The following is a 15772-nucleotide window of genomic DNA, read 5'->3' as shown; positions in this document are numbered from 1 at the left end:
CAGCCGTTCATTTCTCATACGTGCTTGCGTCCGCCGGCCTCGCGGAACCAGCTGTCGGGATAAGGATACCACCAGTCCTGGATCGCTGGCTTGTGGTCGATGATGACCATCTTCGAGCGGCGGAAGGCATCCAGCCCCTGGCGGCCGAGTTCGCGGCCGAGGCCCGATGCCTTCCAGCCGCCGAACGGCAGCGCGTCATTGTCGATCAGCGGATTGTTGACCCAGACCATGCCGGCCTCGAGCCGCTCCGCAGCCTCATGCGCTTCGGCAAGATCGGTGGTGAAGACCGAGGCGCCGAGCCCGAACGGGCTGTCGTTGGCAAGCGATATCGCCTCGTCGAAATCCTTGACCCGGCAGATCGCGGCGACCGGCCCGAAACACTCCTCGCGCACGATCGCCATATCTGATGTGACGCCGGTCAGGATCGTCGGCTCGTAGAACCAGCCGACATTGTGTGCCGGCGGAATGCGCCCGCCGGTGACCGCCTTGGCGCCGTTACGGATCGCATCGTGGACCAGCCGCATGACTTTCGCCCGCGCCGCTTCGCTGACCAGCGGCCCGATCTCGGTCTTGTCCAAGCCGTTGCCGATGCGCAGCGCACGTGTCTTCTGCGCAAACAGCTCGACAAAACGGTCGTGAACGGCATCGACGACGAAAAACCGTTCGGCCGAGGTGCAGACCTGGCCGGTAAGATGAAACGCGGCAGTGACGCTGCCGGCCGCCGCTATGTCAAGCGGAGCATGTTGGCTGATGATCAGCGGATCGCTGCCGCCGGCCTCGATAACGCACGGCTTCATGCGTTCGGCGCAGGCGACGGCGACAGCCCTGCCGGCGGCGACCGAACCGGTGAAGGCGACCGCGTGGGTACGGTCCGAAGCGATCAGCGCCTGCGCGGTGGCCGCCCCGCCGGGCAGGCAGGACACCAGGCCCTGCGGCAAGGAGCGGAACACGGTCATGTAATCCAGCGTCGACAATGTCGTCGCTTCGGCCGGCTTGATCACGCAGGCATTGCCGGCGGCAAGCGAAGCGGCGACGGTCCAGCACATCAGCAGGATGGGGAAATTGTAGGGCATGATATGCACCGACGTGCCGTAAGGCTCGTAGCGCGCATATTGGAACGAACCGGCCTGCGTCGTGCCGGCGATCTTGCCGGCATCGTCACGCGCCATCTCGGCGTAATAGCGGAAGATCGGTGCGCAATTGGCGATCTCGCCGATTGCTTCCGGATAGGGCTTGCCCATCTCACGTACCATCAGCTCGGCGCAGCGCGTAAAGTCGGCGGCCTCGATGGCGTTGGCCACTGCATGCAGATGCTTGGCACGGCTCTTGGCGTCGAGCTTTTTCCAGGCCACCTGCGCCTTCGTCGCCGCGGTCAGCACGGCGTCAATCTCGCCATCGGTTGCAGCCGTGATCGCGCCGACGGTTTCCAGCGTCGCCGGGTCGATCACCGGCTTTCTTGTGCCGGCCATCGGTCGGTAATCCGGATTGACGAAGAAAGCCGGCCGGTCAGCGAAGAATTCCATGGTCTTCCTTTCAAACCCGCTCAGCGGATCATGTAGACCTTCTTGATCGTCTCATGGACGGTGCAGACGCCTTTCCAGTCCTGCGGAAAGAACGCCGCCGTGTCCGGCTCGATCTGGATCACCTCGCCGGATTCATGCACATAGGTGCAGCGGCCCTCGAGGAAGTGGCAGAACTCGTCGCGGGTGACGTGGCAGTGCCATTTGCCTGGGGTGCAGACCCACAGCCCGCATTCGGAGCGGCCCTCCGGTCCCTTGTGCAGCAGCTTGCCCGAGGTGCGGGATTCGCCCTCGATCATTGTCGGGATGACGCCCCAGTCGACGAGGTCGGTAATGGCGAGCGGCGATTGCATGATCGGTGTCGGCATGTTGTGAGCTCCAATGGCCGGCTTCAGGCCAGCATGTAGATATTGCGAATGGTCTCGTGGACGGTGCACTCACCGATCCAGCCGGCCGGGAACATGACCACAGTGGCGGCGGAGACCTCGATGACCTCGCCGTCATCCGACCTGTAGGTCGCGCGGCCGGCAACGAAATGGCACAATTCGTCGCGCGGAATCGCTAGCCGCCAGCGGCCTGATGTGCAGACCCAGATGCCGGATTCCGGCTGGTTGTTCGGCCCCTTGTGGACCAGCCTGCCGGTGGAGTGCGAAGCGCCTTCCAGCGCATCCGGCTGGGCGCCCCAATCGACGAGGTCGGTTCGGGTCGAGGCCTGGTGGAGATGTGGTGCTGAGGAGGTCATGCGGGTGCTCCGCCATGCTTGTGCTTAACGTGCCCGTGCTCTACGGCGCCCCCCTCTGGCCTACCGGCCATCTCCCCCACTTGGAGGGAGATTGGCAGCTCCGGCGACGGCACTCTTCTTGCGACCTTTGTGATTGGCGAAATCAGTGATGACGGCCAATCTCCCCCCAAGTGGGGGAGATGGCCGGTAGGCCAGAGGGGGGCGCGAAGGAACGCCATACCCATCCGCCCGGTCACAGCAATTTCTCCAGCAGCCCCGCCGCCTTCTCCGGGCCGTTCTGCGACTGCATCTGCGCCGACGTTTTCGCCAGCTTGGCCCTGATTGCCGTGTCGGTCAGGCAGGCTTCGATCTTCGCGACCAGCGCGGCGTCGCTCCAGTCGTAGCGCGGCATGCCGAAGCCGTGGCCGGTTTCCTCGACCCGCGTTGCGTTGTCGTGGCCGTCCCAGACATAGGGCATGATGATCGCCGGCTTGCCGAAATACAGGCACTCGGTGAACGAGTTGTTGCCGCCATGGTGGATCACCGCATCGACCTGCGGGATGACCGAGGGCTGCGGAAACCAGCTCTCGACAATGACATTGTCGGGCACTTGCGCGTACTGGTCCTTGTAGCCGCCGACATTGACCAGCGCCCGGTAGCGCGTCTTGCCCAAGGTTTCGATAATGCGCTTCAGCAGATCGACATCGCCGGCGCCAAGGCTGCCGAAGGAAACATAGAGCAGCGGCCCGTCATTATTCTTCGTAAAACTTGGCACGGAGTAGGGCTTCTCCTGCCGCACGCAGCCTTCCAGATACTGGAATTTTGCCGGGTCGAGCGGATGGCGGCGCTTGAACTTTGCCGCCTCGGGATAGAGCAGCAAATTGAGGTAGGGCGAGGCCTCGAAAAACTGGCCGATCGGATAAGGCGCTTCGTTGTTGGCAATCAAGAACGCGTTGAAGTCGTCGTGGATCGGCTTGATGACCGTATTGAAATGGTCGCGATAGCGCTGATGGCAGGCGTGGTCGTTCTCGCCGCAGCCGGATAGATGCGGCGGGATGTCCTCGTCCTCGATCTCGTTTTCCGAGCAGGAGATGACGCGCACCCACGGCTTGCCATACTGCTTGATCGCCGGGAACAGGATGACGTTGTCGACGCAGATGACGTCGGGCTTGATCGCCGCAAGCACGCCCGGCAAATCCTTCTCGGCCCATTTGGCGCTGTCGACGATCGCCGTCCAGCAATCCTTCACGTAATTGTCGACCTGGTCATAAGGCGATTTTCGGAAATTCGGGATGTGGCCGTTGATGAAGTCTTCCCAGAACTTGGCCATCTGTTCGGGCGGCATCGGCTCGGACAGGTTCACTGGATGAGCCTCGAAGCCGTAGCCCTTGTAGACGTCGACGAAGCCGGGGTCCGACAGGAACACCGCCCTGTGGCCGCGCGCCTCGACCGCCTGGGCGATGCCGACGGAATTGAGCGCCGGGCCGTAGGCCGCTTCCGGAAAAAACGCGATCGTCTTCTGCGCCATGAAAGCTTCTCCTTCAATCAATCTGCGAAAATTCTGACGTCGGCGGCATCCCAGCCGAGCTCGACCGCATCGCCCGACGAGACCGGGCGACGGTCGGCGGCGTCCGCGGTGACGCGCACCAGGAACGGCTTTGGCGAGAGGGCGGTGCGGACATGCAGCTGCAGGTCGAGGCCCTGATAGGCGAGCGCCTCGACGGTGCCAGCAACACGGTTGGCCGTTTCTGGCGACGGGAACAGCCGGATGCGTTCGGGCCGCACCGAAGCGACCGCGGCAGCGCCGGGCGAAAGTGTTGCGGGAACTGTGCCGACGATCCGTGTGCCGTCCGCTGCCAGCACGCCGTCGCTGGCAACCTTGCCCGGCACGAAATTCATCACGCCGATGAAGTCGGCGACGAAACGATCCGCCGGATACTCGTATACCGCGTGCGGCGTGTCGCACTGCAGCAGCTTGCCGTCCCTGAACACCGCCATGCGGTCGGCCATGACAAGCGATTCTTCCTGGTCATGGGTGACGATGACGAAGGTGATGCCGACCTCGTGCTGCAGGCGCTTCAGCTCCAGCTGCATGGCGCCGCGCAATTTCTTGTCGAGCGCGCCGAGCGGCTCGTCGAGCAGAAGCAGCCGCGGCCGCTTGACCAGCGCCCGGGCAAGCGCGACGCGCTGCTTCTGCCCGCCCGACAATTGCTCCGGCTTGCGGTCGGCGAAGGCAACGAGCTCGGTCGTCGCCAGGATGGCGTCGACGCGGAAGCGGATTTCCTTTGCCGGCAAGCGTTCCATTTCGAGGCCATAGGAAACGTTGGCCCTGACGCTCATATGCGGAAACAGCGCATAGGATTGGAACATCAAATTGACCGGCCGCTTGTTGGGCGGGGTCCTGGCGATGTCGCGGCCGTCGAGCAGGATGCGCCCGTGATTGGGCGTCTCGAAGCCGGCCAGCATGCGCAGCAGCGTGGTCTTGCCGCAGCCCGAAGGCCCGAGCAGCGCGAAGAACTCGTTCTCGCGGATGTCGAGCGATATGCCGTCGACGGCGGTCACCCGGCCGAAATTCTTCGACACCTTGTCGATCGCCAGCAGCGTGCGGGGCTCGTTCATTGGCCGATGACCCCGCGGTTGAGCCGCTGCGACAAGGTCAGCGCGGTGATTGAGACCGCCATGACGATGGTCGCCAATGCATTGATCTCCGGCGTGATGCCGAAGCGGATCATCGAATAGATCTGCATCGGCAGCGTGGTCGAGGCGCGACCTGCACCTGATGTGAAGAAGGCGATGATGAATTCGTCGACCGAGAGCGTGAAGGCGAGCAGCGCACCAGCGACGACCGCAGGCAGGATGACCGGCAATGTCACCCGCCGGAAGGTGGTGAGCGCGGAAGCGCCGAGATCGGCGGAAGCCTCGACGATCGACCAGTCGAAGCTTTTCAGCCGCGCGCGCACCACCGAGCAGACGAAGGCGAGGTTGAAGACGACATGGGCAAGGATGATGGTGTGCAGGCCCAGGGTGAAATCGAGCATGGAGAAGAAGCTGAGCAGCGCGATCGCCAGCACGATGTCGGGAATGATCATCGGCGCAAAGATCAGCGCCTCGAGGCCTCTCCCGTACTGCCGGCGCATTTCGACGCCGATCGCCAGCAGCGTGCCGAGCAAGGTGGCGATTGCGGTCGAGACAACCGCCACGATCAGCGTGTTGAGGGCGGCGGACAGGATCGCGGAATTGCCGGCGAGCGAGGCGTACCATTTCAGCGAAAAGCCCGACCAGACGGTTGGCAGCCCGCCTGCGTTGAAGGACAGCGCCACCAGCACGCCGATCGGGATGTAGAGAAAGGCGAAGACGAGGACGAGGATCGTCTGCATGCCTAATACTCGGGCTGGAGATGAAGTCATGGCTGACGTCCGATGGTCTGGAGGTGAGCGAGCGGCGAGCGTCCTTCTCCCCGTTCACGGGGAGAAGATGCCGGCAGGCAGATGAGGGGCAGCGCCCAACAGGGCAGAAGGTCGCGCTGCCCCTCATCCGCCCCTTCGGGGCACCTTCTCCCCGTGAACGGGGAGAAGGAAAGGAGGGAACGCTCAGCCATCCGCGTCACCTCTGGCTTCGGCGATACGGCCAGCGGCGCGATCTGCGGCCAAAGCCTGCGCGGTCAGGACCAGCAGCATGATGGCGATCAGCGCCATCGCCAGCGCCGCGCCGAAGGGCCAGTCATTGGCGGTCAGGAACTGGTCGTAGACGAGATTGCCGATCATCTGGAAGCGGCCGCCGCCCAGAAGTGCCGGCGTGACGAAATTGCCGATCGACAGCACGAACACGAACACGGCGCCGGCGGCGATGCCGGGGACCGTCAGCGGCAGGATCACCCTGCGAAACGTCGTCATGGCCGAGGCGCCGAGATCGCGCGATGCCTCTGCGAGCTCCGGATTGAGGCGCGACAGCGGCGCATAGCAGGCGAGGATGACGAAGGGCAGGTAATTGTAGACCAGGCCGGCGATGACGGCGCCTTCGGTGTAAAGCATCGACGGCGGCTCGCCGGTGTAGCCAAGCCAGCGCAAGAGCTGGGTGATCAGGCCCTCGCGGTTGAGCAACACGATCCAGGCATAGGTGCGGATCAGGTAGTTCGACCAGAACGGCAGCACGGCGAAGAACAGGAACACCGGCTGCCACCGGCGCGGTGCTGCCGCGATCGCATAGGCCGCGGCATAGCCAATCACCACCGCGATCAGTGTGGCCGTGCCGGCGATGCGTGCCGAATTGAGAAAGATGCCGGCATAGAGCGGGTCGAACACCAGCCCGAAATTCTCCAGCGTGAACGTGTATTCGATGCCGCCATAGATGCCGCGCCGGAAGAAGGCCAGCGCCAGCACCAGCGCGCATGGCACCACCATCAAGGCAGTGAGCCAGGCCAGCGCCGGCGCCATCAGCAAGGAGGAGCGGGAGGGTTGCGTCACGCCGTGCCCTCTGGTCCACGGGGTTTCTCAACGGCAGACCCCCTCACCCGGATTGCCAACCGAATTGCAAAGGGCAATTCGGGGCAATTCGACCTCTCCCCGAGGGGAGAGGAGGTCGCCAGCGTTGACGCCAGTCTCTTCTCCCCCACGGGGAGAAGGTGGCCGCGAAGCGGCCGGATGAGGGGGCGCTGCGCGGGCGATTGGCGAAAAGCCGCAAGCCGACAAATCTCCCCCCTTGAGGGGGAGATGGCCGGCAGGCCAGAGGGGGGCGTGAAGGAACGCAAGCTGACTTCCAGCAATCGATTTTACTGCGCGGCCTTGATCTCGGAGACGATCTTCGAATAATCGCGCTGGGCGTCGCCGACGTCACGCAACTGCTCGAATTTGACCAGCTCGGCCACCGGCATGCCCATATTGGGGAACTTGGCGAGGAAATCGGCTGGCAGGCTTTCCATAGCCGGCTTGTTCGGCACCTTGTAGTCGATGTTCTGAGCCGCCCAGGCATGGTTCTTGGCGTCCAGCATGAAGTTGATGAATTGGAACGCAGCGTCCTTGTTGGGCGACGCCTTCATCACCACCATCGTGTCGACCCACAGATCCGATCCCTCTTTGGGGATGACGTATTTGATCTCAGGCTTCTCGGCGATGCCGTAGTTGCACCAGCCATCCCATGCCTGCACCATCAGCGCCTCGCCCGAGACCAGCTTTGAGTAGAAGGTGGTGTCGTCATAGGCGAGCAAGGTCTTCTTGGCCGAGATCAGCAGGTCCTTGACCTCGGCGAGCTTGGCCGGGTCGGTCTCGTTGACCGAATAGCCCTTGGCGAGCTGGCCGGCGGCAAGCAGCCAGCGGTCTGTCGCCAGCATGGTGGTCTTACCCTTGAGCGCGTCGGATGGGGCGAGAAGATCGTTCCAGCTGGTCGGCTCGGTCTTGACCAGATCCGAGCGGTAGCAAAGGCCGGTGGTGCCCCAGGTGTAAGGCACGGAGAAATTGTTGCCGGCGTCGTGCGGCAGCTTCGCCGCCTCGGGATAAAGATTGGCGAGGTTGGGGATCTTGGCGTGATCGATCGTCTCGATCAGCCCTAGCTTGTTCAGCACTTCGGCGAAGGGCGAGGAGACGAAGACCACGTCATAGCCCTTGCCGCCCGAAGCGACGAGCTTGCCCATGATCTCCTCATTGGTGGCGTGAACCACCACCTCGCCGGAAACGCCGGTCGCGGCCTTGAAGGCGGCCATGGCATCCGGCGCCATGTAGCCGTCCCAGTTGGAAATGACGAGGTCGGCGGCTGCCACCGGTGCCGACAGCGCCAGGGCGAGGCCAAGCGCGACCGAAGATATCTTTAACGGGTGGCGCAGGCGGGTTGAGGCGGTCATGACAGACTCCCATTCTGGTTGATCGTCGAATTCAATCATCGTTGGACCAGCGCTTGCGATCATGTCGCCGCTTCGATCCTGTTCCCCGGTCTTTTTGTTGCCGATTGACCTCACAGTACTATTGCAGAAAAAAGTACGTCAATCCATAATTTGGAAAATCGCTGCGAAACCTGGCCGATGTGTCTGCAAGGGGATCGGCCAAACCGCAGCAGTTAAGCCCGCTCACGAGAACCACCATGCAAGCCGCCGCCAGACGACCGCGCACCAACCATCTCGATCTCGCTCAGCGCATTCTGGATGTGGCCCGGCAGCGCGGCTTCGAAGCCGGCGCCCACCTCCCGGAACAGCAGATCGCCTCCCTCTGCAACGTTTCGCGGACTCCGGTGCGGGCCGCATTGCGCCTGCTCACCGAAAAAGGCGTCGTGCGCTGGGAGGCTGAATCGGGCTACCGCCTTGCGGTGGACCTCACCAGCCAGGCGACTCTTGCCACCGATCTGCCTGTTACCGAGGAGGACGAGCTCGCGGAGATGATCCTGCGTGATCGGTCGGCGCGCCGGCTGGATCAGACGGTGACCATCGGCGCGCTGATGCGGCGGTATGATGCCGAGCGGAAGACGGTACTAAAAGCATTAAAGAAACTGACAGACGAAAATCTTCTGGACCGCGCGCCGGGTCAGTCCTGGCTGTTCAGGCGGGCGCCCGATGATCCGGAGGCACAAGGGGAAAGCTACGAGTTCCGCCTGCTGCTCGAACCTGCCGCCATTCTGGCGCCTGGCTTCCGGCTGGACGGGGCCCGCGCGGCGGCATTGCGCCAGGGCATGGAGGCGCTGCTGGCGCTGCCCGACGCCGCATTCGATATCAGAGAGTTCCAGCGCCTGGACATCGACTTTCACGGCCTAATCGCCGATGGCGCCGCCAACCGGTTCGTCACCGACGCGCTGTCCGACCATCTCAGACTGCGCCGGCTGCCAGGGACCTATGCCGGCGTCAACGTCTTCCGGCTGAAGCAGTCGCTGCGCGAGCACCTGACCATACTCGACCAATTGGAAAGCCGGCAGTATGAGGTTGCGGCCGACCTGCTTCGCGTCCACTTGCGGCTTTCCCGCAGCCAGCGGCCGCAGGCAGCCAGTCGCGGGGCCCCCGCATTGTTCGGCATGATCAGCCGGCCGGCTTGACGAGGACCATAGTGACGCGCAAAGCCAGCCCGACCATCGCGCTGTTTCCCGAAGCGAGCTTCGGCGCCGCACTCAATTGCGTCGGTATCGCGCAGGCCTTGCGCGCTCGTGGCGCCCGGCCGGTGTTCATCTGCCATGCCGGCTTCTCCGGCGTGTTTGCCGACTATGGTTTTCAGGAGTACCAGTTGCCGACCGACGAGCCGCTGACCGACAGCGAACGCCAGAGCTATTGGCAGGCTTTCGTGCGCCGGCATCTGCCGCATTTCAGGCTGAGCCCGATCGACCAGCTCGAGACCTACGTCGCCCCGACCTGGGAAGCGATTGTCGACACCGCCGTCAATGCCGAGGCGCCGCTGCGCCAATTGCTGGCGCGGCTGAAGCCGGACGCGGTCGTGCTCGACAATGTCATCATGTTTCCGGCGCTGGCTTCCGCCGGCTGCCCATGGGTGCGCGTCGTCTCCTGCGCCGAGACCGAGTTGCCCGACCCCGATGTGCCGCCCTATCTGTCCGGTCTCGCCGCCGACGATCCGAGCCGCGCGGCCTTCGAGGCCCGCTATCTGGCAGCGGTCGCTCCGGCCCATGACCGGTTCAACCGGCTTCGGGCGGATGCCGGTCTTGCGCCGTTGCCGAAGGGCCTGTTTCTGGAAGCGTCGCCTGACCTCAATTTGCTGCTGACGCCGACGATCGTGCGCAGGGAGCGGGCCAAGCCGCTCGACCCAGCCCGCTTCGTCTATCTCGAAGGCTGCGTCCGTTCGGAAGGGCCGTTCGACGTGCCGGTGTTTCCGCGCAATGACGGGCCGCTGGTCTATCTCAGCTTCGGCAGCCTGGGCGCCATGGATGTCGGCCTGATCGAGCGCATGCTCGCCGTGTTCGACCGGCTTCCGGCTCGCTTCATCGTCAATGTCGGCGGTCTGCGTGACACCTATCGCGCGGTTCCGGACAATGTCTATCTCAATGCCTGGTTTCCGCAGCCATCGGTCGTTGCGAAATCCGACCTTTTCATCCATCACGGCGGCAACAACAGCTTTTGCGAAGCGCTGCGTTTCGGCGTGCCGTCGCTGATCATGCCCTATTGCTGGGACGGGCACGACAATGCGCAACGTGCCGAGGAAACCGGCGTCGGCCGCCACCTCAGCCGCGATGGCTGGAGCGACGATGAACTGGAAAATGCCATCCTTGGCCTAATGGCCGACGGCGAAATGCGCTTCCGTCTCAAGGAGAATGCGGCCACCATGGCACGGGCGCCGGGAACGGACGCCGCCGCCGAAGCCATTCTCGCCCTTGTAAGGACGTGACCTGATGCTCAAGACCACAACAACGGATGCACCGCAAATGACCCCAATGGAGGATCCGAAGGGATGGCTGGAGCAGCAGGGGATCAGGGAAGTCGAGTGCCTGGTGCCGGACGTGAATGGCGTGTTGCGCGGCAAGACCTTGCCGACGGCCAAGTTGCTGAAGTCACTCGAGGATCGCGCGCTCTATCTGCCGAGCAGCGCCTTCCTGGTCTGCATCGACGGCCGCTATTCCGGTTCCAACGACGAGGGCTTCGGCTACCAGGACCCCGACATGCGGATGGTGCCGGACGTTGCGACGCTCTGCCTTGCGCCGGGTGGCGGAGCGGGCAAAGCCTATGTCTTTGCCGATGCGTTTCACATGGACGACCGGCCGTGGATGGCCTCGCCGCGTCATATCTTGAGGGCCGTGATCGATCTCTATAGCCAGCGCGGATGGCGCGCGGTTGTGGCGCCGGAGCTCGAATTCTACCTGACCGCGCCCAATCCAGATCCCGATCGGCCGGTGACCGCGCCGGTCGGGCGCAATGGCCGCTCCGAAACCGTGCAGCATCCCTATGACATGGCGGCACTGGAGGAATTCGAGCCGGTGATCCAGCGACTCTACGACTACGCCGCAAAGGCCGGGCTGCCGCTCGACACGCTGATCCATGAATCGGGCACGGCGCAGCTCGAGATCAATTTCCTGCATGGCGACGCGCTGCCACTGGCCGACAAGGTGCTGCTGTTCAAGCGGATGACGCGCCAGGCCGCGCAGGAATTCGGCATGCATGCGACCTTCATGGCCAAGCCGATCGCAGCACAAGCCGGCAGCTCCATGCATCTCCACATGTCGGTCATCGACGATGCCGGGAACACGCTTTTTGCCGGGCGCGATGATGCTGACACCGAGATGTTCGGGCATTTCATCGGCGGCCTGCAGAAGTACATTCCCGAGGTGATGCCGCTGTTTGCGCCGAACGTGAATTCGTTCCGCCGCATCCGCCCCAACCACAGCGCGCCGGCCAATATCGAATGGTCGCATGACAACCGCTCCTGCGGCCTGCGCGTGCCGGCCGGCGGGCGCGCTGCGCGACGGGTGGAAAACCGGCTGCCCGGCGCCGATTCCAATCCCTATCTGGCGATGGCCGGCTCGCTGCTCTGCGGCTATCTCGGTGTCGAGGAAAAACTGTCGCGTTCGCCGGAGGCCTCGGGCAATGCCTATCGCAGCAAGAGCACGCTGCCGAAAACCATGGAGGAAGCGCTCGACCGTTTCGCTGCGTGCAGCCCGGTTCGGGAGTTGCTCGGTGAAGATTTCGTCCAGACCTACCTGCGCATCAAAAGCGTCGAGCTCGACCTGTTCCAGAGCGTCGTCACGAGCTGGGAACGCGACCATCTGCTGCTCAAGGTATGATGATGGGCTTCAATTCTCGAGGCTTTGATTCTGGGGGCTTCAACTCCGGCCTGGATATCAGCAAGTCCTACTATGTCGCGACCGCCAATCCGGCTCCGGATCATCCGGCGCTGCAGGCCGATATCGACGCCGATCTGGTGGTGGTCGGCGGCGGCTGCACCGGCCTGTCCGCAGCCCTTCATGCCGCCGAGCGCGGGCTGAAGGTGGTGCTCTTGGAAGGCGGCAAGATCGGCTGGGGAGCGTCCGGGCGCAATGGCGGCCAGATCATCCCCGGCCTGCGCAAGGGCGCCAAGGGTCTGGTCAAGCTCTATGGGCCCGAACGGGCGCGGGCGCTGTTCGATCTCGCCTTCGAGGCGCGCGGCCTGGTGCTCGACCTGATCGAGCGGCACGCCATCGATTGCGACCTCAGGCTCACTGGCCATTTGGCGGGTGCGGTCAATAGCTCCGACCTGCGCGATCTCGAAGAAGAGGCCGAGTGCCTTGCCACCGTGATGAATTTTCATGATGTCGAGATGCTGTCGGCAGCGCAGGCGCGCGGACTGGTGAACACGCCCTATCACGGCGCAATGTACGAGAAGCTCGGCGGCCATATGCATCCGCTGAACTACACGCTAGGTCTTGCCCGCGCCGCCGCTGCTGCGGGCGTCGCCATCCACGAAAATTCGGTGGCGCTGCGGCTGGAGCGGGAACCTGCCATCAGGGTTTCGACGGCCAACGGCTCGGTCCGCGCCAAGCACGTTGTGCTGGCCGGCGATGCGCTGCTCCAGGGGCTCGAGCCGCGCGTCAACAGCCGCATCATGCCCGTCGGCAACTACATCATCGCCACCGAGCCGCTGGACGACCCGAGCGACGTCATCCCAAGCAATGTGGCCGTTTCCGACACACGCTTCGTCGTCAACTACTATCGGCTGTCGGCGGACGGGCGCCTGCTGTTCGGCGGCGGCGAGCGCTACACGCCGTCACCGCCCGCGGACATTGTCGGCTTCGTGCGGCCGCATATGGAAAACACCTTTCCGCAATTGCGCGGCCGCCGCATCGACCATGCCTGGGGCGGGTTGGTCTCGGTGACGACATCGCGCCTGCCGGATGTCGGCCACTATGGCGAGGTCTATTTTGCGCATGGTTATTCCGGCAAGGGCGTGATCCTGTCGACGCTATCGGGAAAGCTGCTCGCCGAGGCGATCACCGGCGATACTTCCCGATTGGATTTGTTTTCGACGCTCAGGCCAATGCCGTTTCCCGGCGGCACGGCGCTGCGCGGTCCGCTTTATGTGCTCGGCATGCTCTGGTACGCCATGCGCGACCGCATCAAGCATTAAGCGAAGGCAAGCGGGCCCGCACCAGGGGAACGCAAGAGAGAAAGCTGCATAGATGGCCGAGGCCTATATTTGCGACTACATCCGCACGCCGATCGGCCGCTTTGGTGGGCAGTTGGCGTCGGTCCGCGCCGACGATCTTGGTGCGATACCCCTGAGGGCATTGGTCGAGCGCAACCCTGGCATCGACTGGGCTGGTATCGACGACGTCGTCTATGGCTGCGCCAACCAGGCCGGCGAAGACAATCGGAATGTGGCGCGGATGGCGCTGCTGCTCGCCGGCCTGCCCAAGGAGGTTTCCGGCTCGACCGTCAATCGCCTTTGTGGTTCTGGAATGGACGCCGTGATCATTGCCGCGCGCGCCATCAAATCAGGCGAGGCGGAGCTGATGATAGCAGGCGGCGTCGAATCGATGAGCCGCGCCCCTTTCGTTATGCCCAAGGCTGAAACCGCCTTTTCGCGCAATGCCGAGATTCATGACACCACCATCGGCTGGCGGTTCGTCAATCCGCTGATGAAGAAGCAGTACGGCGTGGATTCGATGCCGGAGACCGGCGAGAACGTCGCCGAAGAGTTCGCCGTCTCCCGCGCGGACCAGGATGCCTTTGCCGTGCGCAGCCAGGACAAGGCGGTCGCCGCGCAAGCCAGCGGCCGGCTGGCGAAGGAAATCACCCCGGTGACGATCCCGCAGCGCAAGGGCGACGCGGTCGTTGTGGAAAAAGATGAACATCCCCGCGCGGGCACGACCATCGAAGCACTGGCGAAATTGCCGACGCCGTTCCGGCAAGGCGGCACGGTCACGGCCGGCAACGCGTCAGGCGTCAATGACGGTGCCGCGGCGCTGATCGTCGCCTCGGAAGCCGCTGTGAAGAAATACGGCCTGACGCCGATCGCCCGCATCCTTGGCGGTGCGGCCGCCGGCGTGGCCCCGCGCATCATGGGCATCGGCCCGGTGCCGGCGACGCAGAGGCTGTGTGCCCGGCTGGGTTTGAAGCCGACAGACTTCAGCGTCATCGAGTTGAACGAAGCCTTTGCCTCTCAGGGCATCGCCGTGCTTCGCCAGCTCGGCATTGCCGAGGACGCGGAGCACGTCAATCCCAATGGCGGCGCCATTGCACTTGGCCACCCGCTCGGCATGTCGGGTGCGCGCATATCAGGCACCGCGGCGCTGGAACTTCGCGAACGTGGCGGCCGCTATGCGCTCGCCACCATGTGCATCGGCGTCGGCCAAGGCATCGCCGTGGCGCTGGAAAGGCTGTAAAACAAGATCAAGCGCCGGCCGCGGTTTGCCACGACGAGCGGCCAACTGCAGCTTCCCGACAAATTTGACCATGTGGACAAAGGTCGGACGCCGTTCCATAGTTCCCTCGCTGATAATTCAAAGAAACAGCCGGCTCGACGGCGTCAATCAGAGGGGCATGCAATGGAAAATGGGAAGAGCAAAATCCAATCGAAACGCGAAGGACTTTCGCGACGCAATTTGCTGGAACTGGGCGCGTTAGGCCTGGCGGCAGCCATGCTGCCGAGCAATGCCTTGGCGCAGGACAAGAAGCTGAAGGTGGCGGCGATCTTCGCCACGCCGATCGAGGAGCCATGGGACCACCAGATCCATGTCGCCTTGCAGAGGGCCGAGAAGGAACTCGGCATCGAGTACAAATGGTCGGAGAAGGTGCAGTCGGCCGATTTCAGCCGTGTCATGCGCGAATATGCGCAAGGCGGCTATGAGCTGGTTCTCGGCGATGCTTTCGCCGCCGAGCGCGAATCCCGCCGAACCGCCAAGCAGTTTCCGAAGGTCGCCTTCCTGTTCGGCTCCGGCGCCGGGCCGGCTGAGCCGAATTTCGCAGTCTTCGATAACTGGATCCACGAGCCTGCCTATCTCTCCGGCCTGATCGCCGGGAAGATGTCGAAATCAGGCACGATCGGCGCCGTCGCGGCGATGGGCATTCCCGAGGTCAACCGGCTGGTCAACGCCTTCTTTGCCGGCGCGAGGGAGGTCAATCCCGATATCAAGAGGAAGGTCGCTTTCATCGGCTCTTTCTTCGACCCGCCGAAGGCAAAGGAAGCGGCTATCGCTCAGATCGATGCCGGCGTCGACGTGATCTATGCCGAACGCTTCGGCGTCATCGAAGCGGCGGTCGAGAAGAAGATCCTCGCCATCTCCAACATGTCCGACCAGTCGAGCCTCGGCCCCGACACGGTGATCACCGGCCCTGTCTGGGACATGTATCCGACGGTCGAGCACGCCATCAAGCTGGTCAAGGCGGGCGTCTTCACCGCACAGGATTACGGCGATTTCTCGCGCATGGCTAAGGGCGGCTCCTTTCTGGCGCCGTACCACAAGTTCGACGAGACGCTGCCCGCCGACGTCAAGGAGTTGGTCGAGAAGAAGAAGGCCGAGATTCTAGACGGCAATTTCCGCGTCGATGTCGATGAGAACACGCCGGTTTCGGATTAGAGCGAGCTACCCCTCCCCCTTGAGGGGAGGGTGGCCCGCAGGGCCGGGTGGGGTCCGCTGCGACGCG

The 15772-nt window shown here is 63.7% G+C and carries 14 protein-coding genes; 6 read left to right on the top strand and 8 right to left on the bottom strand.

The window, feature by feature from the left end:
- Positions 1-14: 14 nt before the first annotated feature.
- From ABID19_RS11600 to ABID19_RS11565, 8 genes are all read right to left on the bottom strand, one after another.
- Complete coding sequence (locus ABID19_RS11600) at positions 15-1523, bottom strand: aldehyde dehydrogenase family protein (protein WP_354490567.1); 1509 nt, start codon at positions 1521-1523, stop codon at positions 15-17.
- Positions 1524-1543: 20 nt separating this feature from the next.
- On the bottom strand, positions 1544-1888 hold the full coding sequence (locus ABID19_RS11595; RefSeq protein ID WP_354490566.1) for a cupin domain-containing protein: 345 nt from the start codon (positions 1886-1888) through the stop codon (positions 1544-1546).
- A 23-nt stretch (positions 1889-1911) separates the two neighbouring features.
- Complete coding sequence (locus ABID19_RS11590; RefSeq protein ID WP_354490564.1) at positions 1912-2262, bottom strand: cupin domain-containing protein; 351 nt, start codon at positions 2260-2262, stop codon at positions 1912-1914.
- 232 nt (positions 2263-2494) lie between these two features.
- Positions 2495-3769, bottom strand: a complete 1275-nt coding sequence (locus ABID19_RS11585; RefSeq protein ID WP_354490562.1) for a glycosyltransferase — start codon at positions 3767-3769, stop codon at positions 2495-2497.
- Between the two features lie 17 nt (positions 3770-3786).
- Positions 3787-4860 (bottom strand): ABC transporter ATP-binding protein, encoded by a 1074-nt coding sequence (locus ABID19_RS11580; RefSeq protein ID WP_354490560.1) that lies wholly within the window; start codon positions 4858-4860, stop codon positions 3787-3789.
- Positions 4857-5648 carry an ABC transporter permease gene (locus ABID19_RS11575; RefSeq protein WP_435528711.1) on the bottom strand — a complete coding sequence of 264 codons (792 nt, stop codon included), beginning with the start codon at positions 5646-5648 and terminating at the stop codon, positions 4857-4859. The genes ABID19_RS11580 and ABID19_RS11575 overlap by 4 nt, the downstream gene beginning before the upstream one ends.
- Positions 5649-5831: 183 nt before the next feature.
- The gene (locus ABID19_RS11570) at positions 5832-6674 is read right to left on the bottom strand and encodes an ABC transporter permease (protein ID WP_354490676.1); all 843 of its coding nucleotides are present in this window, start codon (positions 6672-6674) and stop codon (positions 5832-5834) included.
- A gap of 335 nt (positions 6675-7009) precedes the next feature.
- Positions 7010-8074, bottom strand: coding sequence for a polyamine ABC transporter substrate-binding protein (locus ABID19_RS11565; protein WP_354490557.1), 1065 nt, complete (start codon positions 8072-8074; stop codon positions 7010-7012).
- A 236-nt stretch (positions 8075-8310) separates the two neighbouring features.
- Between ABID19_RS11565 and ABID19_RS11560 the strand changes: the two genes are divergently transcribed.
- The 6 genes from ABID19_RS11560 to ABID19_RS11535 all read left to right on the top strand — a co-directional run bounded on the left by ABID19_RS11560 (position 8311) and on the right by ABID19_RS11535 (position 15705).
- Positions 8311-9249 (top strand): GntR family transcriptional regulator, encoded by a 939-nt coding sequence (locus ABID19_RS11560; RefSeq protein WP_292648132.1) that lies wholly within the window; start codon positions 8311-8313, stop codon positions 9247-9249.
- An 11-nt stretch (positions 9250-9260) separates the two neighbouring features.
- The gene (locus ABID19_RS11555) at positions 9261-10544 is read left to right on the top strand and encodes a glycosyltransferase (protein ID WP_354490555.1); all 1284 of its coding nucleotides are present in this window, start codon (positions 9261-9263) and stop codon (positions 10542-10544) included.
- Positions 10545-10548: 4 nt separating this feature from the next.
- Entirely contained in the window at positions 10549-11934 is a 1386-nt protein-coding gene (locus tag ABID19_RS11550; protein ID WP_354490553.1) for a glutamine synthetase family protein, read from the top strand.
- Entirely contained in the window at positions 11934-13253 is a 1320-nt protein-coding gene (locus tag ABID19_RS11545) for an NAD(P)/FAD-dependent oxidoreductase (protein ID WP_354490552.1), read from the top strand. The genes ABID19_RS11550 and ABID19_RS11545 overlap by 1 nt, the downstream gene beginning before the upstream one ends.
- 52 nt (positions 13254-13305) lie before the next feature.
- Entirely contained in the window at positions 13306-14511 is a 1206-nt protein-coding gene (gene pcaF, locus ABID19_RS11540; RefSeq protein WP_354490550.1) for a 3-oxoadipyl-CoA thiolase, read from the top strand.
- Positions 14512-14673: 162 nt separating this feature from the next.
- A complete protein-coding gene (locus tag ABID19_RS11535) occupies positions 14674-15705 on the top strand; it encodes a BMP family protein (RefSeq protein WP_354490549.1) in 1032 nt (343 codons plus the stop codon).
- Positions 15706-15772: the final 67 nt, after the last annotated feature.

Origin of the sequence: Mesorhizobium robiniae (genome assembly GCF_040545535.1) — a bacterium.
Taxonomy (GTDB): domain Bacteria; phylum Pseudomonadota; class Alphaproteobacteria; order Rhizobiales; family Rhizobiaceae; genus Mesorhizobium; species Mesorhizobium robiniae.
The sequence above is the reverse complement of the archived record's forward strand: the minus strand, read 5'-3'. Positions and strand labels throughout refer to the sequence as shown.

Excerpts from the sequence above, each read along its gene's own strand:
- ABID19_RS11600 (WP_354490567.1), bottom strand. The coding sequence starts at position 1,523 with ATGGAATTCTTCGCTGACCGGCCGGCTTTCTTCGTCAATCCGGATTAC.
- ABID19_RS11595 (WP_354490566.1), bottom strand. The coding sequence starts at position 1,888 with ATGCCGACACCGATCATGCAATCGCCGCTCGCCATTACCGACCTCGTC.
- ABID19_RS11590 (WP_354490564.1), bottom strand. The coding sequence starts at position 2,262 with ATGACCTCCTCAGCACCACATCTCCACCAGGCCTCGACCCGAACCGAC.
- ABID19_RS11585 (WP_354490562.1), bottom strand. The coding sequence starts at position 3,769 with ATGGCGCAGAAGACGATCGCGTTTTTTCCGGAAGCGGCCTACGGCCCG.
- ABID19_RS11580 (WP_354490560.1), bottom strand. The coding sequence starts at position 4,860 with ATGAACGAGCCCCGCACGCTGCTGGCGATCGACAAGGTGTCGAAGAAT.
- ABID19_RS11575 (WP_435528711.1), bottom strand. The coding sequence starts at position 5,648 with ATGACTTCATCTCCAGCCCGAGTATTAGGCATGCAGACGATCCTCGTC.
- ABID19_RS11570 (WP_354490676.1), bottom strand. The coding sequence starts at position 6,674 with ATGGCGCCGGCGCTGGCCTGGCTCACTGCCTTGATGGTGGTGCCATGC.
- ABID19_RS11565 (WP_354490557.1), bottom strand. The coding sequence starts at position 8,074 with ATGACCGCCTCAACCCGCCTGCGCCACCCGTTAAAGATATCTTCGGTC.
- ABID19_RS11560 (WP_292648132.1), top strand. The coding sequence starts at position 8,311 with ATGCAAGCCGCCGCCAGACGACCGCGCACCAACCATCTCGATCTCGCT.
- ABID19_RS11550 (WP_354490553.1), top strand. The coding sequence starts at position 10,549 with ATGCTCAAGACCACAACAACGGATGCACCGCAAATGACCCCAATGGAG.
- ABID19_RS11545 (WP_354490552.1), top strand. The coding sequence starts at position 11,934 with ATGATGGGCTTCAATTCTCGAGGCTTTGATTCTGGGGGCTTCAACTCC.
- pcaF (WP_354490550.1), top strand. The coding sequence starts at position 13,306 with ATGGCCGAGGCCTATATTTGCGACTACATCCGCACGCCGATCGGCCGC.
- ABID19_RS11535 (WP_354490549.1), top strand. The coding sequence starts at position 14,674 with ATGGAAAATGGGAAGAGCAAAATCCAATCGAAACGCGAAGGACTTTCG.